Raw genomic sequence first — 26,284 nt, 5'->3', positions numbered from 1 at the left:
AGAGTGGGTCCAGTAATGGGTAAAAAGGCGAGTCGCGCAGCCCCGCCTCAGCTTGCCGAACTTGCGATAAGCTTGGCCTCGGCCTCAGCCCGCTCCACCTCAAGCTTCGCCGCACGCTCGCGAATAACGCTCTCCAGATGGTCTACAAACTCCGAGTTGCTCACCTTGTGGTCGGGCTCTCCATCCACATAGATCAGGTTGCTGGGCGTTGCTCCGGTAAGACCGACGTCCGCTTCCCGCGCCTCGCCGGGACCGTTAACAATGCATCCGATCACGGCCACATCCATGGGCGTGCGGATGTCATCCAGGCGCTGTTCGAGTTCATTCATGGTGCCAATGACATCAAAATTCTGTCGCGAGCAGCTCGGGCAGGCCACGAAGTTGATGCCGTTGCTTCGAAGCTTGAGGCTCTTGAGAATATCAAAGCCCACCTTCACTTCCTGCACGGGGTCCGCTGCGAGGGAAATGCGTATCGTGTCGCCAATCCCCTCGTAGAGGAGCATGCCCAGACCGATGGAGGACTTCACCGTACCGCCGCGTAATCCGCCGGCTTCGGTGATCCCCAGATGCAGGGGCTGATCAATTTCTTTGGCCAGCAAGCGGTAGGCGTCTACCGCCATAAAGATTTCTGACGCTTTTACACTGACTTTGAAATCCGGGTAGTCGTGCTTGTCGAGAATATCCACGTGGTGCATGGCCGACTCCACCAGGGCCTCCGCCGTGGGCTCGCCGTACTTCCGCTGAAGCTCTTTGCCGATAGATCCGGCATTCACACCGATGCGGATGGGAATACCTTTGTCCCGTGCCGAGGCGATGACCTCACGGACCTTATCGTCCCGTCCGATGTTGCCGGGATTGATACGCAGGCAATCCACCCCATACTCGGCCACCTTCAGGGCGATGTTGTGGTCAAAATGAATATCGGCGACGAGGGGCACAGTGGCCTGGGCCCGAATGGCCTTAAAAGCTTCCGCTGCCTCCATGCTGGGTACGGATACCCTCACGATATCCGCGCCGGCGGCTTCCAGGGCCGCAATCTGCGCCACGGTTGCTGCAACGTCGCAGGTCTCGGTATTCGTCATGCTCTGGACGCTGATGGGGGCATCCCCACCTACGGGAACATTGCCCACGTGAATCTGACGACTTTTTCGTCGTTTGATAGGTGAAGGCTTGTTCTTATTCATGGCTGCTGCTCTCCTGCTGCTCTCCATCGACAGAGCGGCGATAGGCATCGTAATCCGGCGAATCGGGATACAGATTCCGAAGCGCCAGCGCGTAGCTGCTTTCGGCATCGGAATCACCGGTGGCCCGTGCAAGCCGGATCCCAAGCCACAGGCCGCGGGAACTCTGCTGCCGCACAAGATCCCGATACTTATCATAATAAAGCGCTGCGTTGCGACTGTCGTCGGCATCCAATCGAAGTTGCGCCACCTCCAGCAGAGCCGTGCTGTTCAAAGGTTGCATGGCCAGGGTCCGGAGAAACGCCTCCTCGGCACCGCGTTCATCGAACAGTTTGAGTCTGCACAGTCCCAGGTTCAAAAATGCCTGGGGCCTCGCGCTATACAGCGTGTCTTTGACCACTTCCCGGAGCTGCGCCTCCGCCTCGCGGTAGCGCTCCTGACCGTAGAGAAAGGCCGCGTAGTTGTTACGGGCCCGGGAAAAGCGCTTGTCAAGATTGATCGCCCGCTGGAAACTCTCTTCTGCCAGCTCAAATTCCCCCGTGCTCTGGTAAACCAGCGCAAAGGCCTCATAGACCTCGGGGTTTGTGCTGTCGAGTTCGGCTGCTTTTTTCAGGTTTCTCTTGGCGTCTTCCCAGTTACCCTGCCCGATGTACTGGCGGGCCAGGGAAACGCGGGTTTCCATGGCCTTCTGGGGAGACGGCGCTTCGGTGAAAACACTCTCCCGCTCGGTCACGCACCCCGCGAAAAAGAGTACTGCTACCAGGGGTAACGCGCGGATCATGTACCTGTCTCCAATGCGGCTTCAGCGTTTTGGCGGTGCCTGGCGCTGCGGCGTGTTCTGTCCACCACCTCACCGACAAGCTGCCCGCAGGCTGCATCTATATCATCTCCGCGGGTGGTACGCACGGTTACCACAAAACCCGCATCCACCAGTACCTGCCAGAAACGCGACACCGCGTTACCACTGGGTCGCTCATAGCCGGAGTTGGGGAAGGGGTTAAAGGGGATCAGATTGATCTTGCAGGGAAAATCCGCGAGGAGCAGCGCCAATTCCCGCGCCTGCTCCGGCTGGTCGTTAATGCCCGCCATCAGGGTGTACTCGATGGTGACCACACGCTTCTTGTCCTTCTGCGCATCAATATAGCGTTGGGCGCTGGCGAGGAGCTGGGCAATGGGATAGCGGCGATTCACCGGTACCAGTTGATTGCGAAGCTCATCATTAGGCGCATGGAGTGACACCGCCAGACTGGCCTCGCTGACTTCGGCGAGCTTATCGAGCGCCGGCACTACACCCGAGGTGCTGAGCGTAACCCGACGCTTGGAGATCCCGTATCCCAGATCATCCATCATGAGATTCATGGCCGTGACCACGTTGTCGAAATTCAGGAGGGGCTCGCCCATGCCCATCATGACAACATTGGTCACCACACGACCGTTGCCGGACTGAAAGGCATCATAGGATTTTATCGCCAGCCACACCTGACCAATGATTTCAGCGGCGCTGAGGTCCCGCTGAAAGCCCTGCTTGCCCGTGGAGCAAAAGCTGCAGTCGAGACTGCAGCCGACCTGGGACGACACGCAAAGCGTCGCGCGGTTGCCATCGGGAATCAGCACGGTTTCCACCAGTCCGCCGCCATCCACGTGTACCAGCCACTTTCGGGTGCCGTCGCTGGAATCATGCTGGGACTCCACCACCGGGGGGCGCACTTCCGCAATCGCAGACAGGCGCTCCCGCAGGGCCTTGCCCAGGTTACTCATCGCCGAAAAGTCGCACTCCCCCTGATGGTGCATCCATTTCATAAGCTGCTGCGCACGAAAACGCTTCTCACCCATCTCAAGGAAAAACGCCTCAAGCTGGGTGCGGCTCATACCGAAGAGGTTGACCTTCTCGACGGGCTCGCTGCTGGCAATAAGCTCGGTCACTGCGTCCTAGTCGCGATCGCAGATGTCGCTGGAGGCGAAAAAGTAGGCAATTTCCCGCGCCGCCGACGTCGTGGAGTCAGAACCGTGGACTGCGTTGGCATCGATGGACGACGCAAAGTCCGCGCGAATAGTGCCTGCTTCAGCTTCCTGGGGGTTCGTGGCGCCCATGAGCTCACGGTTGGTGGCAACCGCATTTTCGCCCTCGAGCACCTGAACGACGACGGGGCCCGAGGTCATAAATTCAATGAGCGCGGGAAAGAACGGACGCTCCTTGTGCTCGGCGTAAAAACCGCCGGCAACCACGTCACTGAGACGCATCATCTTGGATGCGACCACGCGCAAACCCGCCGCCTCAAAGCGCGCGTAGATCTCGCCGATGTGGTTTTTTGCCACTGCGTCGGGCTTGATAATTGAAAGAGTGCGTTCCACCGCCATGTGCGTTCTCCAGAACAAGTAAAAAGATCAATGGAATACCTCCGGTGACCGCGTAATTGAACGCTGGACCCGGTGGCGAAAAAGTGCGCGGGATTATACGGGCTTTACGATGCTATAGCACCCTATCTCAGGGCCCTTAAGTCGCTGAGTAATCGAGCAAAAATGCTCAGGCTGTGTCGCGGCGCAGGCGACTTACCACCTCGCGAAGGCGGTCACTGAACAGCTGAACATCGTTTTCATCGCTAAAACGCCCAAGACTCACTCTGAGAGAGCTGTGAGCGAGGGCATCCGGCAGCCCCAGGGAGCGGAGAACATAGGACGGCTCGAGGCTTGCGGAGGTACAGGCCGACCCCGTGGACAGGGCAAACTCGGGCAGGGAAAGCAGCAATGCCTCGCCCTCCACACCGGCGACACTGATGTTCAGCGCCCCGGGGAGCCGCTGCGTTGGGTGACCGTTCAAGGTAAGTCCTTCAACGCCCGACAGGGAGGACCAGAGGCGCTCCCGGAGATAGGTCAATCGCGTGACTTCCGCTGACAGAGCCTCCCTGGCCGTGGCCGCGGCCTGCCCCATGCCGACAATCTGGTGGGTAGGCAGGGTGCCGGCGCGCAGACCCCGCTCATGACCGCCGCCGTGCATCTGCGCAGCCACCGCTACCCGCGGGTTTCGGCGCTGATAGAGGGCGCCAATGCCCTTGGGGCCGTAAAACTTGTGCGCTGAGATAGACAGCAAATCCACATCCAGGGCTTTGACATCCACGGGGATCTTGCCGACGCTTTGCGCCGCATCCACATGCAGAGGCACGCCCACCTCGCGGCAGACGGCCGCAATGCCGGCAATGTCATTGGTGGTGCCGATCTCGTTGTTGGCATGCATCACGCTCACCAAACAGCTGTTGTCCTGAATCGCACCGCGCACCGCGTCCGGTGTAATCAGCCCTTCCCCGTCGGGCTTCAGGTAGGTAACGGCAACACCCTGGGACTCCAGATGTCGGGCGCTATCAAGCACCGCCTTGTGCTCGATGGCAGAGGTCACGAGATGGGGCGTGGCATTTCCGGCCTCCCGGGCAGCCTCCACCACGCCCTTGAGGGCGAGGTTGTCGGACTCGGTCGCCCCCGACGTCCAGGCGATTTCCCGAAGATCCGCATTGATCAGTGACGCCAGCTGCTGGCGCGCATTCTCCACCGCCATCTCCGCCTCCCAGCCAAAGCGATGGGATCTCGACGCGGGATTCCCGAAGGTGCCATCCATGGTGAGACACCGGGTCATGGCCTCCGCCACGGCGGGATCCACCGGCGTCGTCGACAGATAGTCGAAATAGACCAGCTTCGTCATCAGGACCCTCCTCCGTTCTGCTGACTCCAATCCACGGGTTCACAGCGCTTTTGGGTTTCCGTGAGTATGCCGCGGAGTATGTTCAGCTCCATTTCATCCATTCCAAGGCGATTGTATAGCCGTCTCAGGCGGGGCATGAGCTTTCGGGGGGCGGCTGGATTCAGAAACCCGATCTGACTCAGGGTCTCTTCGAGGTGTACGTAAAAGCGCTCGATGTTTTCCTGGCTCGCCAGCGGCTCATCCCATTCGGCATTGCTCGTCTGGGGCAAAGCATCGCCGTTGGCGAGCATGTGGAGTTCGTAGCACACAATCTGTACCGCCATGGCAAGGTTCAGGGAGCTGTAGGCGTCGCTGGTGGGAATGGCCAAATGCAGATTGCAACGCATGAGTTCCTCGTTGGAGAGGCCGTTATCCTCGCGACCGAAGAGAATCGCCACCTCACCCCGCCGGGAATTCGCAGACACCTCCAGCGCAGACCGTCGGGGGTCCAGCACCGGCCAGGGGAGACGCTGATCCCGGGCGCAGGTACCTACCACAAAGCCACATTCCGCGATGGCTTCATCCAGGGTATCCACTACCACCGCCGACTCCAGGACATCCCTGGCCCACACGGCCCGCCAGGTAGCTTCCTCGTGGGGGAACTGCTCCGGCGCCACCAGCACCAGCCTGCCAAGGCCCATGGTCTTCATGGCCCGGGCCACGGCCCCGATGTTTCCCGGATGGCTGGGCTCCACAAGAACGATGCGTATGTGTTCGGGATTCATGAATGGTTTCGTGGCCTTAAGTAATCCTTCATTGTAGCAAAGCGGTGGGGCCCGAAGCCCGCTCCTCTGATATACTCGCGCGCCTTTTTCGACTCTATCTGCAGGTCTGTCTTCATGGAACCGATGACTAACATCGCATTACGCGCCGCGCGCAAAGCCGGAGAACTCATCGTGCGTGCCTCTGATGATCTCGAGCGGGTGGGTGTGCGCAAGAAAAGCGCCAATGACTTTGTATCGGATATTGACGAATTGGCGGAGCAGGAGATTGTCCGACAATTACAGCGCGCTTATCCCGATCACGCCTTTCTCGGCGAAGAGTCCGGCCGCAGCGGTCCGGAGAACGCGGACTACCTCTGGATCATTGACCCCCTGGATGGGACCACCAACTTTATCCGCGGCATCCCCCACTACGCGGTGTCCATCGGCTGTATCTATCAGGGCAAGCTGGAGCATGCGGTGATCGTTGACCCGGTACGACGGGAGGAGTTCACCGCATCCCGGGGCCGGGGCGCCCAGTTAAACGGGCACCGTATTCGCGTGAGCAAACTGGCCTCCCTTGAGAGTGCGCTGCTCGGCACGGGCATTCCCTTCAAGGGTCATCATGACGCCCATCTGCCCGCTTATGCTGAGGGTCTGGCGGTGCTGGCGGGTCAGTGTGCCGGTATTCGCCGCGGCGGCGCGGCGTCTCTGGATCTGGCCTATGTCGCGGCCGGACGTCTGGACGCCTTCTGGGAAAAAGGCCTGTCTCCCTGGGATATGGCAGCAGGCGCCCTGCTGGTGCGCGAGGCCGGCGGCCTGGTATCAGACTTCGACGGCTCCGAAAACTTCATGGATACCGGCGATATCGTCTGCGGCAACCCCAAGTGCTTTAAAGCGGTGCTGCAGGCGACAAAAAACCTGCGCGGCTAGAACCGAAGGTGCACCGCCCGGCGGCCCGGACCGGTCTCAGGGCATGAGGTCGTCCTGCTCTGCCCCCTCCTTGATGGGAATCATGAGGTCTTCCTTGCTCACGCCCATGCTCAGGAGCACGTTCGACGCCACATAGATCGACGAGTAGGTTCCGATCATGACGCCGACAAGGAGTGCAATGGCAAAGCCGTTGATCATCTCGCCACCGAACACGGCAAGAGACAGCAATACCAGCAAAGTCGTTAAGGACGTTACCAGGGTTCGACCCAGGGTTTCGCTCAGGGAAATGTTGACCACCTCGAGAGGCTCCGCCTTACGCAGCTTTCGGAAGTTCTCGCGAATACGATCCGACACCACGATGGTGTCGTTCAGGGAGTAGCCGATCACCGCCAGGAGGGCTGCCAGCACCGTCAGATCGAACTCCAGACCAATGATGGAGAAGAACCCCAGGGTGATAATCACGTCGTGGATAAGCGCCACCACGGCCCCCACGGCAAATTTGAACTGGAAACGAAAGGCGATGTAGAGCATCACCAGCCCCAGCGCCAGAAGCATGGCGAGACCGCCCTGCTCCCGCAATTCATCGCCCACCTGGGGCCCTACAAACTCGATACGCCGCAGTTCCACGTTCACCCCGGAAGCTCCCTGGAGGGTTTCCAGCATTTCCGTACCCTGGGCATCGGAGTAACCATCGGGGAGTCGGATGAGCACATCCCTATCCGTACCAAAACTCACGACAATGGCACCCGCATAGCCCCCATCCGCGAGAGTGCTACGGATGGCATTGAGGTCCGCGGAGTCCGCGTAATGCACTTCAACCAGCGTCCCGCCGGTGAAATCCAGCCCCCAATTGAGTTGCTTCACCGCCAGGGAACCCAGGGCAGTGAGTATCAGGAGCACCGAAAACGCCGCTGCCAGGCGCCGTTTTCCCATGAAGTTAATGATTTTCATGCTGCATCTCCCATCTTGGGTATACGGCCAATTGCCAGGGTCTCGACGCGTCGTCCCCCGTAGATCAGGTTGACCAGCGCTCGGGTTCCCATGATGGCGGTAAACATGGAAGTAATGATGCCCACGGACAGCGTGACGGCAAAGCCCTTCACGGGACCGGTGCCCACGGCATAGAGGATCACAGCAACAATCAGGGTCGTGATATTTGCGTCAAGAATCGTAGCCACCGCCCGTTCAAAACCCGAGTGGATCGCCATCTGGGGAGACAGGCCATTACCCAGTTCCTCCCGGATCCTCGAGAAAATCAGTACGTTGGCGTCCACCGCCATACCGACGGTCAGCACAATACCGGCGATGCCCGGCAGGGTCAGGGTTGCGCCCAGCAGTGACATAATCGCTACCAGCAACACCAGGTTCGCGGTCAGCGCGGTCACGGCGCAGAGTCCGAACACGCGGTAGTAAAGGACCATAAACAGCACCACCAGGGCGAGTCCGTATTGCACGGACTTTACACCCAGACGAATATTTTCGGCGCCCAGGGACGGGCCCACGGTGCGCTCTTCCACAAAAGTGATAGGCGCGGCCAGGGCGCCTGCCCGCAGCATCAGCGCAAGCTCTGATGACTCCAGGGGATTATCCAGTCCCGTAATCTGAAACTGGGCTCCCAGGGCACTCTGAATGACCGGCGCCGTCAGCAGTTTCTTTTCGTCGTAGGGAACTTTTACGGCGACTTCTTCACCGTTCTCATCCATTTCGTAGCGGGTGCGGTACTTGCGCTCGATGAACAGCACACCCATGCGACGCTTGATATTGTTCCGCGTCGCCCGGGACATGAGAGTGCCACCCTCGCTGTCGAGGCTGATCTGCACATTGGGGCGACCGTTCTGATCAAAGCTCGCCTGCGCGTTGGAGACGCGCTCTCCCGTGATAATGACATCGCGCTCCAGATATTCTGTGGCGCCCTGGCGATCCTCACTGCGGTACTCAAAACGCTGGCGCTCCGCCGCAGGCGCGTCGGCGTTGGCCACGAGGCGGAATTCCAGGTTGGCGACCTTGCCGAGGATCCGCTTGGCTTCCGCCGTGTCCTGGATGCCGGGGAGCTCCACGACGATGCGGTTCCGGCCCTGACGCTGCACCAGGGGCTCGGACACGCCCAGCTCGTTGACGCGGTTGCGCAGGGTCGTCAGGTTTTGGCTGACGGAGTAGTCAATAATTTCGTCGACGGTGACATCGGTCATGCGGGCGAAAATCAGGAACTCATCTTCCTCATCCACACGATCCAGAAGGAGCTCGGGAAAGGCGTCGGCGATGAGGCTGCGCGCCTGCTCCCGAAGATCTTCGCTGCGGAAACGCCCGAGCACAGCTCGGTCTCCATCGAGTCCCACAAAACCGCGGATACGCTCTTCACGAAGGGAGCGCTTGGTAGCGTTGAGGTAGTACTCCATGCGCCTCTCGATGGCCGCGGCGGTGTCCACTTCCAGCTTGAAGTGCACGCCTCCCGACAGGTCCAGTCCCAGTTTCATGGGTTGGCCTCCCACACCCGTAAGCCAATCGGGGGTGGTCTCTGCCAGGTTGAGGGCAATAATGTAGCCGTCACCCAGGGCTCGGGATACGACGGCCTGGGCCCGCAACTGGGTTTCCTGCTCCTCCAGGCGGATTAATGCACTGCGCCCGCCGGGCTCGATGATCTCGCCGAAATGCGCAATACTCGCGTCATCAAGAGCAGTGGTCGCCCGGCTCAACAATCGCTCGTCGATCATCGTCCCGCTGCTTTCCCCGGCGATTTGCAGGGCCGGATCCGGCGCATAGAGGTTGGGGGATGCATACAGTGCCCCGCCAATCACAACGATCAGAACGATCAGGTATTTCCAAATTGGGTAACGATTGAGCATGCCATGGTCTGCAGTAGGGTAGCCGCAACGCCAAACAAAAACCGTTTGACCCCGGGCCACGGAGAATAAGGGGGCGCATTATAGACGCTGACCGTCAGGTCTCAAGGGCCCGAGGCTCGCCAGGGAGGCGCCAGGGGCGCCCCGCGGCGCCCGAACTCCCGGTATTAGTCCATCGCGCTCCGGGCATTCTGAAACAGGCGAAGCCAGGGGGAATCGTCACCCATCTCAGCGGGGGCCCAGGAAAACTGCCGTCGGCGAATCACCCGCTCGGGATGGGGCATCATGATGGTTACCCTACCGCTCTCATTGCACACACCGGTGATACCGGCGGGCGATCCATTGGGATTCGCGGGGTAACGCTCCGCTATCTCGCCGCTGTTTTCGATATAGCGCAGGCCCACGAGCTGGGCGGCCTCGCATCGCTCCTGTGCGGCCCCGTTCGCAAACACCGCGCGCCCCTCACCGTGGGCGACGGCGATGGGCAGCCGGGACCCGGCCATACCCTGGAAAAACATTGAGGGCGACGTCCCCACCTCGACCATGGCGAGTCGGGCTTCAAACTGCTCCGAGCGATTCCGTCGGAACCAGGGCCAGTGCTCCGTGCCCGGTATCAACTCCCGGAGGGTTGAGAGCATCTGACAGCCATTGCACACGCCCAGAGCAAAACTGTCGGGCCGGGCAAAAAACTCGCTGAAACTATCGCGTAAACGCGGGTTAAACAGAATGGATTTTGCCCAGCCCTCCCCCGCTCCCAACACATCCCCGAAGGAAAAGCCCCCACAGGCCACAAGACCCGCAAAGTCGCCAAGATGCGCGTCCCCGGCAAAGAGATCACTCATGGTCACATCAACCGCCGTGAAGCCGCCGCGATCAAAGGCCGCAGCCATCTCCACCTGACCGTTCACGCCCTGCTCGCGAAGCACCGCCACCCGGGGTTTTGCGCCGCTGTTGATCATCGGCGCAGCGCTCTTCGGTGGCAGGGGATTCCAATGCATCGACAAACCCGGATCCTGAGCGCTGATTCGCGCCCACTCCTCGTCGGCGCACTCGGGGTTGTCCCGAAGACGTTGCAGGGCGTGGCTGCACTGGCTCCAGCGCTCCTGGAGGGCACCGCGCATCGTGTCGATAAGCGCCGTATCGCCGGACCAGAATCTCACTTGCTCATCGCCGCGCGCATAGCCCAGGGTGTGGAGACAGTCACCGATCCCCAGGTCATCGGCACGGGCGGACCAGTCCGCAAGCTGGGATTTGGGGATCTGCACCACCGCGCCGGGCTCCTCGGAAAATAATCGCCGCAGCGCATCGACGCCCTCTGGCAATACAATCTCCAGACCACAACGTCCGGCAAAGGCCATCTCGAGGAGCGTGACCGCGAGACCGCCGTCGGAGCGGTCGTGATAGGCAATCACATCGCCGCGCGCCTTGCCCCAGCGCAACAGCTCGAAAAACGCGAGAAGGTCGCCGGGGTCATCAAGATCCGCCGGCTCTGCGCCAAGCTCGCCGTAGACCTGCGCCAGCGCCGATGCCCCCACACGATCCCGGTTGCGACCAAGATCAATAAGCACCAGACTCAGCTCCGGGTCCCCAGCGATCATGGGCGTCAGTGTTTCCGCGGTATCACCCACGGGTGCAAAGGCAGACACGACCAGGGACATGGGCGCCGTGACCGTTTGCTCCCTGCCATCCTGATGCCAGCGTGTCGCCATGGACATGGAGTCTTTGCCCACAGGGATCGCAATACCCAGGGCAGGACACAGCTCCTCGCCGATAGCGTGGACGGCGTCATACAGCGCCGCGCCCTCACCGGGGGTGTCCGCCGCACACATCCAGTTAGCGGACAGGCGAATGTCGCTCATGCGCGCCACGGGCGCCGCGCAGATATTCGTTATGGCCTCGGTAACGGCCATTCGGGCGGAGGCGGGACTGCTCAAGAGGGCAACAGGCGTGCGCTCTCCCATGGCCATGGCCTCTCCCTTGTTCGAGTCATAGCTCACGAGGGATACGGCACAATCCGCTACCGGCACCTGCCAGGGACCCACCATTTGATCCCGGGCCACCAGCCCTGTGACCGTACGATCACCGATGGTGATCAAAAAGCTTTTACTGGCGACGGTGGGCAGACCCAACACCCGATGCAAGGCTTCTTCGACCGACGGCGCGGCGCTCAGTGCTGCGCCAAGCCCCGACGAACGATGGTCCCTGCGATGCATACGTGGCGGCTTGCCGAACAAAACCGACATGGGCATGGCCACCGGGGTGTCATCAAAGTGCCCGTCGCTGACAACAATAGCCTTGTCAGCGGTGGCTTCTCCTACCACGGCGACGGGGCAGCGCTCCCGCGCGCAGATACCCTTGAACCGCTCCAGGTGCTCCGGCATGACGGCCAGTACGTAACGCTCCTGGCTTTCATTGCACCAGATTTCCAGGGGCGACATACCCGGGTCATCGCAGGGCACATCCCGCAGGGAGAACAGACCGCCGCAGCCGCCATCTTTGACCAACTCGGGGAGCGCGTTGGATAAGCCTCCTGCGCCAACGTCGTGAATGAAGGCGATGGGGTTCTCTTCGCCAAGCTGCCAGCAGCGATCGATAACCTCCTGACAGCGTCGCTCCATTTCGGGGTTCTGACGCTGTACCGAGGCAAAATCCAGGGACTCCTGACCGTCGGCGCTCGCCATGCTCGACGCTGCTCCCCCCCCCAGCCCGATGAGCATGGCTGGGCCGCCGAGCACCAGCAGCGCAGCCCCGGGGGAAAACTCCGGTTTGTCGACATGCTCGGCAGCGATATTGCCAAAGCCGCCGGCGATCATGATGGGCTTGTGATACCCGCGCACTTGAACTTCCGCCGCGGTATCGTTACCACCGGGTACGGAGATTCGCTGCTCGTAGCTGCGAAAATATCCGCAGAGGTTGGGCCGACCAAATTCGTTGTTGAAGGCGGCACCGCCTATGGGTGCTTCGAGCATGATGTCCAGGGCAGATGCGATGCGCGCGGGCTTGCCATTGTCCGGCTCCCAGGGCTCCACCTGTCCCGGAATGCGAAGATTAGATACGCTAAAACCGGTTAAGCCTGCCTTGGGTTTGGACCCGCGACCCACAGCACCTTCGTCGCGAATCTCGCCCCCCACGCCGGTCCCTGCACCGGGAAATGGCGCGATGGCCGTGGGGTGATTATGCGTCTCCACTTTCATCAGCAAATGCACGGGCTGCGCCTTGTCAGCGTACTCCCGGGAAACACTGTCGGGGACAAAACGGCTTGCCTCGTGACCCTCCACCACCGCGGCATTGTCGGAGTAGGCAGACAACACCCCCTGGGGGCTGGCCGCATGGGTATTACGGATCATCGCAAACAGGCTTTTGGCCTGATCCTCGCCGTCAATCGTCCAGCTGGCATTAAAAATCTTGTGGCGACAATGCTCGGAGTTAGCCTGGGCAAACATCATGAGCTCGACGTCCCGGGGGTTACGTCCCAGACCGGAAAAGCTGTCGCAGAGATAGTCAATTTCGTCTTCCGCCAGGGCCAGTCCCAGAGCACCGTTGGCGGTTTCCAGCGCCGCCCGCCCCTGACCGAGTACATCGATCTCCCGGCTTTCTGCCGGTGCAAGCTGGGAAAACAGTGCTGCTACGCCCGGGAGGGTAGCGGTAGTCGCTTCCACCATCTGATCATGGAGCTCGATCGCAAGATCATCCCAATCCTGCGTCCCCGGCGCGACACCGTCGAGCTCATAAGCACAGATCCGCTCGACGCGATGAACTTCATCAAAGCCGCAGCGGCGCACGATATCTGTCGCTTTGCTTGACCAGGGGGAGATGGTCCCGGGACGCGGCATGACATACAGCCAGCTGCCCGACTCAAAAGACGCCACCGCGCAAAAATCCGGGATTGCTGCCTGGCTGAGCAAGGCCGCCAGACGGGAGAAACGCGCGTCGTCGAGGGCTTCCGCGTCCACGACATGGACAAAGCCACAGCGCCGGAGGCTGACCGTTGGCCATCGCTCCCGTAAACGGTGCTCCAACGCTTGCTGTCGGAAGGGGGACAAGGCCGAAGCGCCAGGAATAACGAGCATCAGGGGGGAGTCTCTCGGTAGCAAAAGCATGAAGCTGCGAAGGGGCGAATTGTACCGCCACGGCGTCGCGGCGTTAAGCGAAAAGCCGATCTTTGGGCGCTTTTAAAGCGTTACAATCAGAAGATGGCACGCCCCCGTACCCGCCTTCGCTTTCTGACCCTGTTTGCAGCTGCGCTGCTAACTGCCTGTGGACAAAGCAACGATACCCGGGAAGCAATACAGGAGCGTGGCGAGCTGCGGCTCATCACCCGAAACAGTCCCACCACCTATTACCTGGGCCGCGGCGGCCCCCGGGGATTTGAATACGACCTTGCCGCGATGCTGGCCGAAGAACTCGGTGTCGAGCTCCTTGTCTCTCAGGCCTTCTCCATTGAGGAGATTTTTGCGGCCCTGGAACGGGGTGAGGCCGACATCGCCGGCGCCGGACTTACCCTCACGGATACGCGCAGCACGCGTTTTGCGGCGTCTGTCCCCTACGCCACGCAGATGCCTCAGGTCATTTACAAGGTCGGACGAAAAAAACCCCGCAAACCCGAGGACCTCAAAAACATGAGTCTTGCGGTGCTCAAGGACAGCAGTCACGAGGAGCTGTTGGAAAGGCTTCGGGACGAAGGTCTGGATTGGTTGCGCTGGGACAGCATCGATGCCAGCGATACCGCGGCCCTTCTGGCGCGGGTCAACGAGGATAAAAGCGATCTGGCGGTGGTCGATTCCCGGGACTTTTTCATCCAGCAAAACCTGGTTCCGAGGCTTGAGGTCGCCTTCAGTCTCGACGAAGAAAAAGACGTTGTCTGGTACCTGCCCCGCTCCGCCAAAAATACCCCCCTGCTGGCCATCGTCAATGACTTTCTCGAACGGCATCAGAGCGATGGCAGCATCGATGCCATAGGTGCCCGCTACTTTGATCGGGACGAGGCAATATCCAGGGTCGATTCCCAGACCTTTGTGGGCAAGGTCCGCAAAGATCTGAGTCGCTACCAGCAGCTCATTGAGATCGTTGCACAGGAGCAGAAAATCCCCTGGGAACTGCTGGCGGCCATCAGCTATCAGGAGTCGCACTGGGATCCTGAAGCCACCTCACGGACGGGGGTCCGCGGCATGATGATGCTCACCCTTGCCACCGCCAAGGAGATGGATGTTGACGATCGCACGGACCCGGCAGGAAGCCTGCGCGGTGGGGCGCGGTATTTCAAGAAGCTGCGGCGCCGATTGCCCGAGGACATCCTCGAGCCGGACCGAAGCTGGCTCGCCCTCGCAGCCTACAACATCGGCATGGGGCATCTCGAGGACGCCCGGGTGCTCACGGAGCGACGGGGGGGTGACCCGCATTTCTGGGAAGACATCATGGACACCCTGCCCCTGCTGGAGGAGCCGCAGCATTATCGCACCCTGCGCTACGGCTACGCCCGGGGGCTGGAGGCCGTGCGTTACGTGCAGAACATCCGCCACTACTACAATATTCTTCGCTGGCAGACGGCGCGCGCCCAACGCCCCGAGGCACCGAGAAGTGTGGAAGAGCTGGTGCCTGACGAGCTGCGCGGCCTGAAGCTCAGGGCCCTCTGAGCACCCCGGGCCCTCAAGGGATTTCAGCGACGCTCGCGAAAAAAAGCCCGCAACAGGGCGGCGCTCGCCGGCGCATTTTCGGCGTCTTCCCGCCACGACACACGATGATTAAACGCCGATTCATTGAGCAGATTCCGGGTGCTGACCACGGCGCCGGCACGGGGCTCCCGCGCGGCAAAAACCAGGCTGCCAATGCGTGCATGGACCAGGGCGCCGCAGCACATGCTGCAGGGTTCCAGCGTCACATAGAGTGTCGCGCCGGGCATGCGATAGTTATCAAGGGCTGACGCCGCAGCGCGCAGAGCGTTGATTTCGGCATGCGCCGTGGGATCCGTCGCGCCGATCTGTGCATTGCGACCCTCTCCCAGAATACGCCCGTCCTGCACAACCAATGCGCCCACGGGCACCTCGCCCGCCTCCGCCGCTTCCTTCGCCAGCTGCAGCGCCCGCGCCATAAAATCAGGCTGCACATCGGTCATCCGGTAACCCCCGAACACTCCAAGCTCACGGTTGCTCCGCCAGGCCAAAGCGTTTTTCGAAGGCATAAAATGCAAAACCCGCTAGCAATAGAACACCCACGGCGATCCAGGACTCCGCCTTTGACTGCATCAACAGCCACAGACAGATCATCAATCCCAGGACCGGTATCAGATAGCCGCCCTTCAGACGATAGGCATCCTGACGAACGGCGTCGCTGGCACCGCGACGGATCGCGGGTAGCGATGCGATACAGATAATGTAGCTGAGAAGTCGTGCCACGGAGCTGGCGACGGCGAGCTTTACAAAGGATCCCGTCAACGCGAGACCCAGAGCAAGCGCCCCCATGACCACGATGCAGCGATCAGGCGTGGCGTAACGCGGGTGCACATGGGCGAACCACCGGGGTAACTGGCGGTTTTCGGCAAGAGAAAACACCAGCCGGGGCGCCGCGAGCATGGAGCCCGCCAGGTTGCCACCGATGGAAAAGACCGCGGCCAGGGTGATGGCAAAAGCTCCCGCGGTTCCCGCCAGGGCCCTGCCCACGTCCACAAGGGTCGCATTCGCATAATCGCCCTGATCAATCACCGACACAAAAACCAGCACGATAAGAAAGTACAAAAGCCCGATGGATACCACCGTTCCAACGAGGACACGGGGCAGTGTGCGCCGGGGATGGGTGGTCTCCCCCGCTGTCACGCCCACGGTCTCAAAGCCCACGAAGGCATAAATCATCAGCAGCGTCGTGCTTCCCAGATCGTCTACGAGCAACTCTGCCGAGGGCAACAGGGTGCTTCCCGACACGTACTGAAAACCCAGCAGCACCAGGATGAGTAAAGGTGCGGCTTTAAGAAACGTAAACACGCCCATGGCACGTACACCATCGCGCACCCCAAGAATATTGGCCCAGGTCAGCCCGAGAATCACCGTGGTGATAATGAGCATGCGCGGCAAGTCCCCCGCCAGGACATCAAACAGGGAGCCCAGGTATGACGCCATCACCGTCGCGTTGGCTGCGAAGGCCGTGGTGCGCGATAAAAACAGCAGCCAACCGGTACCGAAGCCGGCCAGGGGCCCGAAGGCATCGCTTGCGTAGAGGACCGGGCCGCCGGTCTCATCGTAGTAACTCGCAAGTTCCGCAAACACCAGAACAACGCTGAGAAACAGTGCCCCCACCACAAGAAACAGCCAGGGGCTAAAGAGCCCCGCGTTTACGGCGACTTTCCCGGGGAGCGCGAATATCCCAGCGCCGATGAGTCCGTTGAGGACCAGGAAGGCAGCGCCGAAGGACCCGATGTCCCGGCGCAGGCGATTTTCTCTGTGATTCGACATAAACGCGATGGTAGCAGACACACCAATGGCGGCCTGCATAAGCGGCGTGCTCTCCTCAGAAACACGCGGCAGATTTTCCGTCATACTATGGGTCGTTTACGCAACGTGGCGAAGACACCGCTGGCTATGAGAACAACGCACATCGATGACTTTCACTATTGCTGCGCCGAAGTTTTTTGCGCGCTTTACGCGGCTTTCCCGGTGCCCTATTTGCTGTTGGTAGAAGATACCACCGGGCCGATCAAATGGGATATGACGGGACTACCGGACCGGCGCTCCCAGGCCTGTTTTGAAACCTTTGTCTGGCTTGCGGAACACGACCTGCTGAGATTTCGCACTCTGGAGCCCAGAAACACCGGCATAGAAGGCGCCGTGCTCACGCAAAAGGCTTTTGTCTTGCTGACCAGCCATATCACCTGGACCTCCGGCGATATGACAAGCCGCATCGAGGCCTTGTTGGAAGCTCGGAGGAACCGGGCCTACGCGGATCTCGAAATGCTGATTAATGATATTTTTCGGGCAAACTGCACCTGGTCGGCACCGGTAACCGCAAAGCCTCTGCCAAAATCAGAGCCTCTGGAACCGGTGGACAGCTAGCTTTCGCTTTACCTCGAGGCCTCAGCCACGATCCGCAAAATAGCCCCGGGTGCCGTTCGCAAATGCCACGAGGGACAACATCACGGGCACCTCCACGAGCACCCCCACCACTGTCGCCAATGCCGCGCCGGAGTTCAGACCAAAGAGACTGATGGCAACGGCCACGGCAAGTTCAAAAAAATTGGACGTGCCAATGAGGGCTGCCGGCGCGGCGGTGTCGAAGGGAACCCGCCAGAGATAAGCCCAGCCGTAGGCCAGAGCAAAAACACCGTAGCTCTGTATCAGCAGGGGCACCGCAATCAGGGCAATGAGTACGGGCCTGTCGATGATTGTCTGCGCCTGAAACCCGAAGAGCAGGACTACCGTCGCCAGAAGGCCCAGCACGGAAAACGGTTTGACCCTCGCCGTAAATCGATGGACGGCATCATTCCTCGCCGCACCATCGAGGGCTTTGCGCGTCGCATAACCTGCGGCGAGAGGGATGATCACATACAGAAAAACAGATAGCAGGAGCGTCTCCCAGGGCACGACGATATCGCTAATGCCTAAAAGGAAGGCAGCCAGGGGAGCAAAAGCAAAAACCATGATGATGTCGTTGATGGAGACCTGGACCAGGGTGTAATTGGCATCGCCACGCACCAGTTGGCTCCAAACGAAGACCATTGCTGTACAGGGCGCTACCCCCAGCAAAATCATGCCTGCCACGTACTCTTTCGCGCTCGCGGGATCGACCCAGCCGGCAAACACGACCTCAAAGAAAAACACTCCGAGAGCCGCCATGGTAAAGGGCTTGATCAGCCAGTTCACCACCAGGGTGACGCAGAGACCCTTGGGCTTTTTACCGACATCCTTGAGGGACGCGAAATCGACACTCACCATCATGGGGTAGATCATCACCCAGATAAAAACCGCAATCACCAGGTTAACGCTGGCATATTCCAGCGCGGCAATCGCCTGAAAAATCCCCGGCACAAGAATGCCCAGGGCAACACCGGCAACAATGCACAGACCCACCCAGAGAGACAGGTAACGCTCAAAGAGCCCCATGGCTGATGATTCGTCTGTCACAGGAGTTCAGCCTCAATCCGGTCTTTGAGCAGATTGAAGGCGTCATCAAAGGCCCGCTGCACCTCAGCTTCGCTGCCCTCCGCTTTGGCGGGGTCAGGAATGCTCCAATGCTTTCGCTCGAATCGCCCCGGGAACGCGGGGCAGGTTTCCTTTGCGGCTTCATCGCAGACGGCGAGCACGAGATCAAAGTGGTGCGCCGAAAATTCATCCCAGGACTTGCTTCGCGGCTTGTCCACGGGCACCTGATGACGGGCCAGGGTTTCAAGAGACCCCGGATGGACATAACCCGCGGGAAAACTACCCGCGCTTACGGCCGTGTAATGGCCCGCGCCAAGATGATTGATGAGGGCCTCCGCCATCACCGAGCGACAGGAGTTGCCAGTGCAGAGCACCAGGACCTTTTTCATTGACTGCTTTGCTCCACGATTATGTTCTCGACTCTTACAGCGATTCTCTCTCGGAAACGGCGGCAACGCTGTCCTCAACGCTGCAGAAATCACTCAGCTCAATGATGGAACAGCCTGTCTTTTTATCGTCCCGAATGTTTGCAAAAGTGCCGTTGCAGCAGTCTTCGACCATAAACGCGATGAGGTCACGGGTGACATTAAAATTGGCCGAATAAATGATGGACCGACCCTTCTTTTGAGAGGAGATGATTCCAGCCGTCGATAAATGGTTGAGATGAAACGACATGGTGTTGTGCGGCGTGCCCAGAGCGTCACTGAGCTCGCCTGCCGCCATCCCATCAGGACCCGCCTGAACCAGGAGGCGAAACGCGCGCAGGCGCGTTTCCTGGGCCAGGGCTGAGAACATTGACACGGCGCTTCTTATTTCCATGTGTCTAGAATAATCGACATATTTGGCATGTCAATGTATAGGACAGCTTTTCCCCTCGCTTCACTTCGGTGATATCGGGGCGGCTCAGCACGTCAAAAAAGCAAAAATTATTGGGGTGGGCAGGCCATAAACCCGGCTGTCTCTCTCCGACGCCGACGCCGACGCCGATGCGAGAGTGCCTATCAAAACGTCGACGCTGTCACGCCAACCTATTCAGCCTGGCAACATCCCCGCCTGCCCAGGCCAGGGCAGGCTTACCCAGGATGGTTTACGCCCCTTCTGCGGGCACCGTAACTGTGCCCCGCCGCGCCCAAAAATACACCGCGTAGGCCAGACCGATAGACAAAGGAGTATCAATAAAAGTCGTGTAGTTGAGCCAGGCGTCTTCACTGAATAGCGTCGCCACCAGATAGTTCGCTCCCGCCATGGTCAAACCGAGCATGCCCAGCCCCACAGCCATGCGGCCTGTATCGATGGTTTCGGGCATATAACGCTGCATCCTCACCCCAAAGTACTGGCCTTTGCGAATGGCACCATCGGCAAAAAACAATAGAGCCGTCAGTACGCCCAGAACCGTGCTTTTCATCTGCACCATAAAATCACTCTGAAAAGCCAGGGAGAACACAGCAGACACCAGGAGCATCACGGTACCGAAGACCGCAAAGCCCCCTAAAAGGTCAACGCGAACAAAACGCTGGATAGCAACCAGGGCCAGACCGGCTCCTGCACCAATAAGAGCGGCGAGTGTGAGATCGCCCGTGAACTTTCCAACGAAAAAGAATAGAGCGCCAAGGCCCAGGTCAGCGTATATGGAATACTTGTTGCGCTGCCAGCGCGCCGCAGCCGCCCGGGCCACCTCCGGGTCCTGACTCGGCAAGGCTTTGAGAAACCGCGACTCCTCGGCGAAGTGAATGTTCTTGTCCGGATGGCTCTTGTGCACCGGCTCCCCGTCGGCAAACACCTCAATACCCACGGACAGCCAGCTGATATAGCCCACCTCTATCCGCAGTTCGGTGTTTTTCCCGTCGCGGGACAACACCACCTGATGTACCGGATTGCGATAGCCAGCGGAGAAATACAGCGCCTGCCGGTCCCGAAGCTCGCCGTCGACAAACACCCGGGAAACCATGCTCTGCATACCCACACTGACCTCAACGAGGCAGGCATGGGTCTCAAAGGTGAAGCGTCGCTGATAGGTCCAGAAGCTCACGATGACTCGCGCCCTGTCACTTGCTGCATGAGAGACAGAAGTCTAAGAGGTTTTTTGCCCGACGCCAAAAATCGTTCCCGCAGTACTGCCAGGAGATGCGATAAATCACGGATTAACTATGATGTAAGTCCCTAAGGTTTTATGCTTGGCTTGGACTCTCAGTTCTCACCCTGGAGCATGATATGCAACGCCCGTTCGGCCATCCTCCAAAACAGGTCCATGTGGTCAGCAGAACGCTCAGCTCGCTCCGGCTCCGTGGAGCGCTCACTACGCTGTTAACAGCAGTGGTTATGACCGCCTGTTCAGGCCCCTCTGTGCAACCGCTGATGCCGACACCGGTGCTGTTTTCTGAACTCGGCTTCAGCCCCCTTGACCACGTGCCAGAGGAGCAGCGCTGGACGCCGAGGCGCGTGTACTACGCTACGACCCGCCAACGCATCAACGATATGCAGCGCATCGATTACGGTAATGACGAGGGATCCAGAACTGCTTTGGGTATGACCCTTATCGGCTTTGGAACCCCACAGCTTTCGTGGTCTGATCTTAGCGAGTACTCCCGCACGGAAGAGCGCTCAAGCGCGGTGGACCTCGCTGTTTCCGGGCTGATGGAAATCGGCGCCTACACCCCCGGCACAGAAACCAGCGACGCTAGGGATGAGACCGGCTCCCTGGCGTGGCTGATGAGGGATATGAACGCCTCCATAGAAGCATCGCGCGATGATGATCTTCTGATCTACGTTCACGGCGCAAAGGTCAATTTTTACAATGCCAGCGCCTTCGCTGCGCAACTCGATCACTTCATGGGTCGTGATATGACCTCCCTGGCATTCTCTTGGCCCACGCGACAGAACATCATCGCCTATGGCGGTGGCGGTGACGTAAGACGGGCCTACCGGGCCGCGCCCGCCCTGACCTCCCTTCTTGAGGAACTGGCGAAAAACTCCAAAGCCCGGCGTATTCATATCGTCTGCTGGAGCGCGGGAGGCCGCGTGGTTACCGCCGCACTCAAAGACCTCTACGAGCGCCACCAGGCACCCGGCGTCGATCTCAGGGAAAAGTTCCGTCTCGGGACGGTGTATTACGCGGCGGCGGATGTACCCGCAGAAGAGTTTTTTGACGCCTTACCGGCATTGGATAGCGTCAGTTCTCGGGTCGTCGTCACGGTATCCTCCAAAGATGGCGCTCTGAATATGGCACAGCTGTTTATGGGTGGCGGCACGCGCATCGGCCAGCGAAATCAGGAGATCAGCGCCGATGAACTGGAGCAGCTCATGGCCACGGAGCGATTGGAAGTCGTGGACGTTTCTCGCGACTGGGAGGGTCGGGGATTTGATATTACCGGTCACCGCTACTGGTTCGACCACCCCTGGGCCAGTACCGATGTCGTGTTGTCCGTACGCAGCGACTTTACGCCCGAAGAGCGCGGACTTGCTCCTACGAATCTCGATTTGCTCTGGAAAATCCCGTCTGACTATCCCGAGCGTTTGCGTCAAAGCCTGACCCGGGAGGAGATTCAACTTCGCGCGGATGATTTTTGATGCAGGTTGCGCTCGCAGGGACCAGGCACCAAGCTACCGTCTCCTGAGGGATCATGGAGTCGTGATCCAGGGCGCGAAACACTGAGACAAACATGTAAGCAATTCGTGAAACTTTTGTGATAACTCCGACCTTATCGCCGCGCAACACTGGCGACTCCATACACAACGGGAGTCGCCACCATGAAAAAGACCTTTGGATCATTTGCGGTAGTTGCCGCAATCACCGCTGCCGCCGCCCCGGCCAGCGCCACTCAATTCGACGTTGAGATCATCAACCTCACCCGCGGCAGCTATTTCACGCCGTTCCTCGTTGCAGCCCATGTGTCCGATGCAAGCCTGTTCACCAGCGGAGAACCCGCCAGTGCCAGTCTTCAGGCGATGGCGGAAGGTGGCGATATCTCAGCCCTGGTAGCCGATGTCGACGCTATCAACGCAACTGTCGTCGCGAACCCAGCTGAGGGTCTCCTGGCGCCGGGACAGCGAACCAGCGCCATGCTCAACACTGATGACGCACCGGACAATACCCGTCTATCCATCGTCGCCATGATCCTCCCCAGCAATGACGGATTTATGGGCCTCAATTCAATTGAAATACCAACGGAGCCCGGCCGCTACGTTTACAGCGTGAATGCCTATGATTCGGGTACCGAAGGCAACGACGAGGTCGTCGGAAGCGGAGCACCGGGTGAACCCGGATACCCGGCCCCACCGCCGGTACTTGCTGCCAGTGGCAGCGGTGGCACGGGCATAGCGGCAACGGCCGAAGGCTTTGTACACATCCACCGTAACGTCCTGGGCGACGACACCCTCACTGGGGGTAGCAGCGATATAGACAACAGGGTTCATCGCTGGCTGAACCCCGTGGTGCGCGTCGTTGTAACAGTTAACTAGGGAGCACCCAGACCATGAGATATTTATACATTCCCCTCATAGCCAGTGCTCTCGTCGCCTGCAGCGACAGCGGTGGGATCGCCACACCAGCTCCCCCCGAACCAGCACCTCTACCTGTGACTAATGCAGTCTTCGAAGTCAGCGTAGTCAATCTGACCGTTGGCCAGCCCCTGTCACCCCTCGCAGTCGTGGCTCATGACGGCTCCGAGCGTATCTTTACCATTGGGCAAGCGGCGTCTGCCGGCTTGGAAGTGCTCGCGGAAGGGGGTGACAACAGCGAGCTTCTGAACGAGTTCAGTGATGCAGTTACCGCCAGCGGTGGAGATCCCGTGGGCCCCGGATCCAGCGACATGGTGTCCCTGGAGATTGAGGGCGACGACACCGCAGGCTTGCGCTTGTCCGTCGCCACAATGCTCGTCAACACCAACGATGCGATCACCGGCCTAAACAGTATCGATGTGTCGCTGCTTGAGGTTGGTGATGCTCTGACTTTCAACACCGTTGCCTACGATAGTGGTACGGAGGCTAACAGTGAGGCGCCGGGTACGATTCCCGGACCTGCGGACGGCGGAGAGGGACTCAATGCAGAGCGCGATGACATAGCAGATCAGGTCACGATGCACGGAGGTGTTGTCACCGCCGATGACGGATTGATGGGGTCAGTGCTCAACCAGACGCATCGTTTCGACAACCCCGTCGCTCGTCTGCGCATCACCCGGACGCAATAGCGTGGGAGGCAGCTCGGGAACTCGTACGGACAACCCTTCTCTAAAGGAACTGTTCCGCCTTGATTCCGAGCTGTCTATGACCAACGCACCAGTATCCACCGCCCACCCGAGTCCCGACGGTGTCAGCCCCACCCCCGTTCCTCGCATTCTCGTTGTTGAGGATGACGAAGACATCGCCCGCCTCATTGTCATGCATCTGGAAGACCTGAATGCCGACTTACTCCACTGCGATCAAGGCGACAAAGCCTTGCAGTTAGCACTCAGCAACGCCTGGGATCTCATTGTCCTGGACTTACGACTTCCGGGTATGGGTGGTCTGGATATCTGTCGCCAGTTACGCGAGCGCGGAAACATCACCCCGATTCTCATGTTGACCGCAAAATCCAGCGAGCTTGATCGCGTTCTGGGCCTGGAGCTAGGTGCGGATGACTATCTGAGCAAGCCCTTTAGTCCACTTGAACTCACCGCGAGGGCTAAGGCGCTCCTTCGCCGCACGCGCATGAACCGGCATCAAGAGAATGCGGAGTTGGAGCAGAACGGTGCTGCTGAGCCTTTGAAGTTAGGCCCCTTTTGCATCTGCGACCGAACCCACCGGGTCACCATGCACGGCGATCGCATAGAACTCACTTCCCGAGAATTCGACCTTCTCTTGCACTTTGCCCGACAGCCCGGACGCGTCTTTCGTCGCTCGGAGCTCTTGGATGAAGTTTGGGGATACGGGCACGACGGTTACGAGCACACGGTAAACACCCACATAAATCGCCTTCGCGGAAAGATCGAAACAGACCCGGGAAACCCACAGTACGTAAATACCGTCTGGGGTGTGGGATATCGTTTTCAGGTGGAGCCATGAGCGCTTTCCGGCGTCTGTACCTGCGTCTAGCGCTCGCTACGGGCCTTCTGTTTATCGTGGTGGGTGGTGTACTTATTGGCATCACTACAAGAACCAGTGAGCTCTATGCGCTGGAAACCACCCAACGCATAAACCGCGATATCGCCCTGCATGCTGCCGAGGACATGCCCTTACTGGGTCCTGATGGCGTCAACCAGGCCGCATTGAAGGAACTCGCCCATCACGTAATGTTCATCAATCCCATCGTCGAGGTTTATCTGCTGGACACCGACGGGAACATTCTCTCCCACGCCTTACCGGAGGGTACCGTACTGCGAAACCGCGTAGACATGACGCCCTTGCAGCGCTTTATGCGCGATAGCAGTCAACTCCCGATCTTCGCCGATGACCCGCGCAGTGATACCCAGCGCAAGATTTTCTCCGTGTCTCCCATCCTGGACGATGAGGGCGAAGCGTCCGCCTACCTTTACACCGTGCTAAACGGCAAGGACTACGACGGCGTACAGCAAACGCTGGCGGACAGTTACAACCTTCAGACTGGAGTTGCCACGATACTCGCGGCGCTGTGCTTTGCGATGATCGGCGGATTACTCCTGTTCTTCCTCCTGACCCGCCGCCTCCAGCTTCTGGTAACGGCGGTGCGGAGATACCGAGAGGACCGGTATACCGGTGTGATCAGCCTCGACACCCGGCAACCACCCCGGGATGAGGTAGACCTTCTCGGCACAGCGATTTCCGACATGAGTGAGCGCATCGAACAACAGTTTGATGCGCAAACCGAGATCGATCGCAATCGCCGGGAGCTCATTGCCAACGTATCCCATGACCTGCGCACGCCCGTGAGCTCTATCCAGGGTTTTCTGGAAACTCTGATGGTGAAAGATCTGGATGCGAATGCGCAGACCGATTACATCAGAACTGCCCACAAACATGCCCTACGACTGAACGAATTGATTAGCGAACTATTTGAGCTATCGACGCTGGAGTCGGGATCTGTTGAACCCCACTGGGAAAACTTCCCCGTGATGGAGCTCATCCAAGACATTGTCCTTGATCACGAGGTCTCTGCGCGGGAGCGCGGTATTACCCTGACCACGGAAGCGCCCCGGGAGAGTCTGCAGGTTCGCGCCGACATCGCGATGATCCATAGACTGCTGGAAAACCTGATTCACAACGCGTTGCGGCACACGCCCCAGGGGGGTGAGATCACCATTCGCGTCATCGAAGACGCGCAACGGGTGCAGGTGCAGGTGTCCGACAATGGCGACGGTATTGCCTCCCAGGACATTCCACGAATTTTTGAGCGGTTTTATCAAAGAGATACGGATTCAACGACGGACTCAAGCATTGGCGGCACGGGCCTAGGGCTTGCCATCGTAAAACGTATCGTCGAACTCCATCGCTCGCAAATTGCCGTGCGCAGTGAGAGTACGCGCGGCACAGAGTTCAGCTTCTGGCTTCCCCAACCCGCTTAATGATACTGTGGAGAGCGAATGCCTTTTCATTGCCAAACATCGCCAGAATGGATCTGGCAGTGCCCGTCATTCCCACTCTATTATCAATAAGCCTTTTTTGTTTTGTATTTTCAATGGCTTATGTGCCTGTAAATCGGTAATACCATGAAAAATACCATGTTCAGAATTTTCTTAGAAATACTCGAAAAAATTGCCGATCAACACCGCCACACAGCACCCTCTGATTTCCACTCTGTGTGCTCCGCGGCTGTTCAGCCGCT

23 protein-coding genes are annotated in these 26,284 nt (G+C 59.4%); 8 read left to right on the top strand and 15 right to left on the bottom strand.

Features of this window, described 5'->3' with window-relative positions:
- Positions 1–47: 47 nt before the first annotated feature.
- The 6 genes from ispG to KT71_RS07950 form a co-directional block, all read right to left on the bottom strand.
- The gene (gene ispG, locus KT71_RS07975; RefSeq protein ID WP_008295945.1) at positions 48–1,184 is read right to left on the bottom strand and encodes a flavodoxin-dependent (E)-4-hydroxy-3-methylbut-2-enyl-diphosphate synthase; all 1,137 of its coding nucleotides are present in this window, start codon (positions 1,182–1,184) and stop codon (positions 48–50) included.
- Positions 1,177–1,962: a type IV pilus biogenesis/stability protein PilW gene (gene pilW / locus KT71_RS07970; RefSeq protein WP_008295946.1), complete on the bottom strand. Its 786-nt coding sequence runs from the start codon at positions 1,960–1,962 to the stop codon at positions 1,177–1,179. The genes ispG and pilW overlap by 8 nt, the downstream gene beginning before the upstream one ends.
- Positions 1,959–3,104, bottom strand: a complete 1,146-nt coding sequence (gene rlmN / locus KT71_RS07965; RefSeq protein ID WP_008295947.1) for a dual-specificity RNA methyltransferase RlmN — start codon at positions 3,102–3,104, stop codon at positions 1,959–1,961. The genes pilW and rlmN overlap by 4 nt, the downstream gene beginning before the upstream one ends.
- Positions 3,105–3,110: 6 nt before the next feature.
- A complete protein-coding gene (ndk, locus tag KT71_RS07960; protein WP_008295948.1) occupies positions 3,111–3,539 on the bottom strand; it encodes a nucleoside-diphosphate kinase in 429 nt (142 codons plus the stop codon).
- A 166-nt stretch (positions 3,540–3,705) separates the two neighbouring features.
- Complete coding sequence (locus KT71_RS07955; RefSeq protein ID WP_008295949.1) at positions 3,706–4,872, bottom strand: aminotransferase class V-fold PLP-dependent enzyme; 1,167 nt, start codon at positions 4,870–4,872, stop codon at positions 3,706–3,708.
- Positions 4,872–5,636 (bottom strand): RNA methyltransferase, encoded by a 765-nt coding sequence (locus KT71_RS07950; RefSeq protein WP_008295950.1) that lies wholly within the window; start codon positions 5,634–5,636, stop codon positions 4,872–4,874. Before KT71_RS07950 ends, KT71_RS07955 begins: the two co-directional genes overlap by 1 nt.
- A 114-nt stretch (positions 5,637–5,750) precedes the next feature.
- On the opposite strand from KT71_RS07950, the gene KT71_RS07945 reads away from it, so the two are divergent.
- Entirely contained in the window at positions 5,751–6,545 is a 795-nt protein-coding gene (locus tag KT71_RS07945; RefSeq protein WP_008295951.1) for an inositol monophosphatase family protein, read from the top strand.
- Positions 6,546–6,581: 36 nt separating this feature from the next.
- Here KT71_RS07945 and secF read toward each other — a convergent pair whose 3' ends face one another.
- The 3 genes from secF to purL all read right to left on the bottom strand — a co-directional run bounded on the left by secF (position 6,582) and on the right by purL (position 13,455).
- Positions 6,582–7,496: a protein translocase subunit SecF gene (gene secF, locus KT71_RS07940; protein WP_008295952.1), complete on the bottom strand. Its 915-nt coding sequence runs from the start codon at positions 7,494–7,496 to the stop codon at positions 6,582–6,584.
- Positions 7,493–9,388: a protein translocase subunit SecD gene (gene secD, locus KT71_RS07935; protein ID WP_008295953.1), complete on the bottom strand. Its 1,896-nt coding sequence runs from the start codon at positions 9,386–9,388 to the stop codon at positions 7,493–7,495. The genes secF and secD overlap by 4 nt, the downstream gene beginning before the upstream one ends.
- Before the next feature lie 164 nt (positions 9,389–9,552).
- Positions 9,553–13,455 carry a phosphoribosylformylglycinamidine synthase gene (purL, locus tag KT71_RS07930; protein ID WP_008295954.1) on the bottom strand — a complete coding sequence of 1,301 codons (3,903 nt, stop codon included), beginning with the start codon at positions 13,453–13,455 and terminating at the stop codon, positions 9,553–9,555.
- A 123-nt stretch (positions 13,456–13,578) separates the two neighbouring features.
- Between purL and mltF the strand changes: the two genes are divergently transcribed.
- Positions 13,579–15,018: a membrane-bound lytic murein transglycosylase MltF gene (gene mltF / locus KT71_RS07925; protein WP_008295955.1), complete on the top strand. Its 1,440-nt coding sequence runs from the start codon at positions 13,579–13,581 to the stop codon at positions 15,016–15,018.
- A 23-nt stretch (positions 15,019–15,041) separates the two neighbouring features.
- On the opposite strand, the gene tadA is transcribed toward mltF, so the two are convergent.
- A complete protein-coding gene (gene tadA / locus KT71_RS07920) occupies positions 15,042–15,497 on the bottom strand; it encodes a tRNA adenosine(34) deaminase TadA (protein ID WP_040362253.1) in 456 nt (151 codons plus the stop codon).
- Between the two features lie 25 nt (positions 15,498–15,522).
- A complete protein-coding gene (locus KT71_RS07915) occupies positions 15,523–16,911 on the bottom strand; it encodes an APC family permease (protein ID WP_008295957.1) in 1,389 nt (462 codons plus the stop codon).
- Between the two features lie 42 nt (positions 16,912–16,953).
- Between KT71_RS07915 and KT71_RS07910 the strand changes: the two genes are divergently transcribed.
- On the top strand, positions 16,954–17,424 hold the full coding sequence (locus KT71_RS07910) for a hypothetical protein (protein ID WP_040363003.1): 471 nt from the start codon (positions 16,954–16,956) through the stop codon (positions 17,422–17,424).
- Positions 17,425–17,445: 21 nt separating this feature from the next.
- Here the strand turns inward: KT71_RS07910 and arsB are convergent, their stop codons facing one another.
- The 4 genes from arsB to KT71_RS07890 all read right to left on the bottom strand — a co-directional run bounded on the left by arsB (position 17,446) and on the right by KT71_RS07890 (position 20,539).
- Positions 17,446–18,471: an ACR3 family arsenite efflux transporter gene (gene arsB, locus KT71_RS07905; RefSeq protein WP_040362251.1), complete on the bottom strand. Its 1,026-nt coding sequence runs from the start codon at positions 18,469–18,471 to the stop codon at positions 17,446–17,448.
- A 17-nt stretch (positions 18,472–18,488) separates the two neighbouring features.
- A complete protein-coding gene (locus KT71_RS07900; RefSeq protein ID WP_008295961.1) occupies positions 18,489–18,899 on the bottom strand; it encodes an arsenate reductase ArsC in 411 nt (136 codons plus the stop codon).
- A gap of 34 nt (positions 18,900–18,933) precedes the next feature.
- Entirely contained in the window at positions 18,934–19,305 is a 372-nt protein-coding gene (locus KT71_RS07895; RefSeq protein WP_008295962.1) for an ArsR/SmtB family transcription factor, read from the bottom strand.
- 292 nt (positions 19,306–19,597) lie between these two features.
- A complete protein-coding gene (locus tag KT71_RS07890; protein WP_008295963.1) occupies positions 19,598–20,539 on the bottom strand; it encodes a septation protein IspZ in 942 nt (313 codons plus the stop codon).
- 314 nt (positions 20,540–20,853) lie between these two features.
- Here KT71_RS07890 and KT71_RS07885 point away from each other — a divergent pair, with 314 nt between their 5' ends.
- From KT71_RS07885 to KT71_RS07865, 5 genes are all read left to right on the top strand, one after another.
- Positions 20,854–22,077, top strand: a complete 1,224-nt coding sequence (locus tag KT71_RS07885) for an alpha/beta hydrolase (protein WP_238549461.1) — start codon at positions 20,854–20,856, stop codon at positions 22,075–22,077.
- A 180-nt stretch (positions 22,078–22,257) separates the two neighbouring features.
- Positions 22,258–22,968, top strand: a complete 711-nt coding sequence (locus KT71_RS07880; protein WP_008295965.1) for a spondin domain-containing protein — start codon at positions 22,258–22,260, stop codon at positions 22,966–22,968.
- A 14-nt stretch (positions 22,969–22,982) separates the two neighbouring features.
- Entirely contained in the window at positions 22,983–23,696 is a 714-nt protein-coding gene (locus KT71_RS07875) for a spondin domain-containing protein (RefSeq protein ID WP_023659454.1), read from the top strand.
- Positions 23,697–23,772: 76 nt separating this feature from the next.
- The gene (locus KT71_RS07870) at positions 23,773–24,549 is read left to right on the top strand and encodes a winged helix-turn-helix domain-containing protein (protein ID WP_008295967.1); all 777 of its coding nucleotides are present in this window, start codon (positions 23,773–23,775) and stop codon (positions 24,547–24,549) included.
- On the top strand, positions 24,546–26,024 hold the full coding sequence (locus tag KT71_RS07865; protein WP_008295968.1) for a sensor histidine kinase: 1,479 nt from the start codon (positions 24,546–24,548) through the stop codon (positions 26,022–26,024). The genes KT71_RS07870 and KT71_RS07865 overlap by 4 nt, the downstream gene beginning before the upstream one ends.
- Positions 26,025–26,284: the final 260 nt, after the last annotated feature.

Source organism: Congregibacter litoralis KT71 (assembly GCF_000153125.2).
Classification (GTDB): Bacteria; Pseudomonadota; Gammaproteobacteria; order Pseudomonadales; family Halieaceae; genus Congregibacter; species Congregibacter litoralis.
Note: the sequence above shows the minus strand (reverse complement) of the source record. Positions and strands in the feature narration are given on the sequence as shown.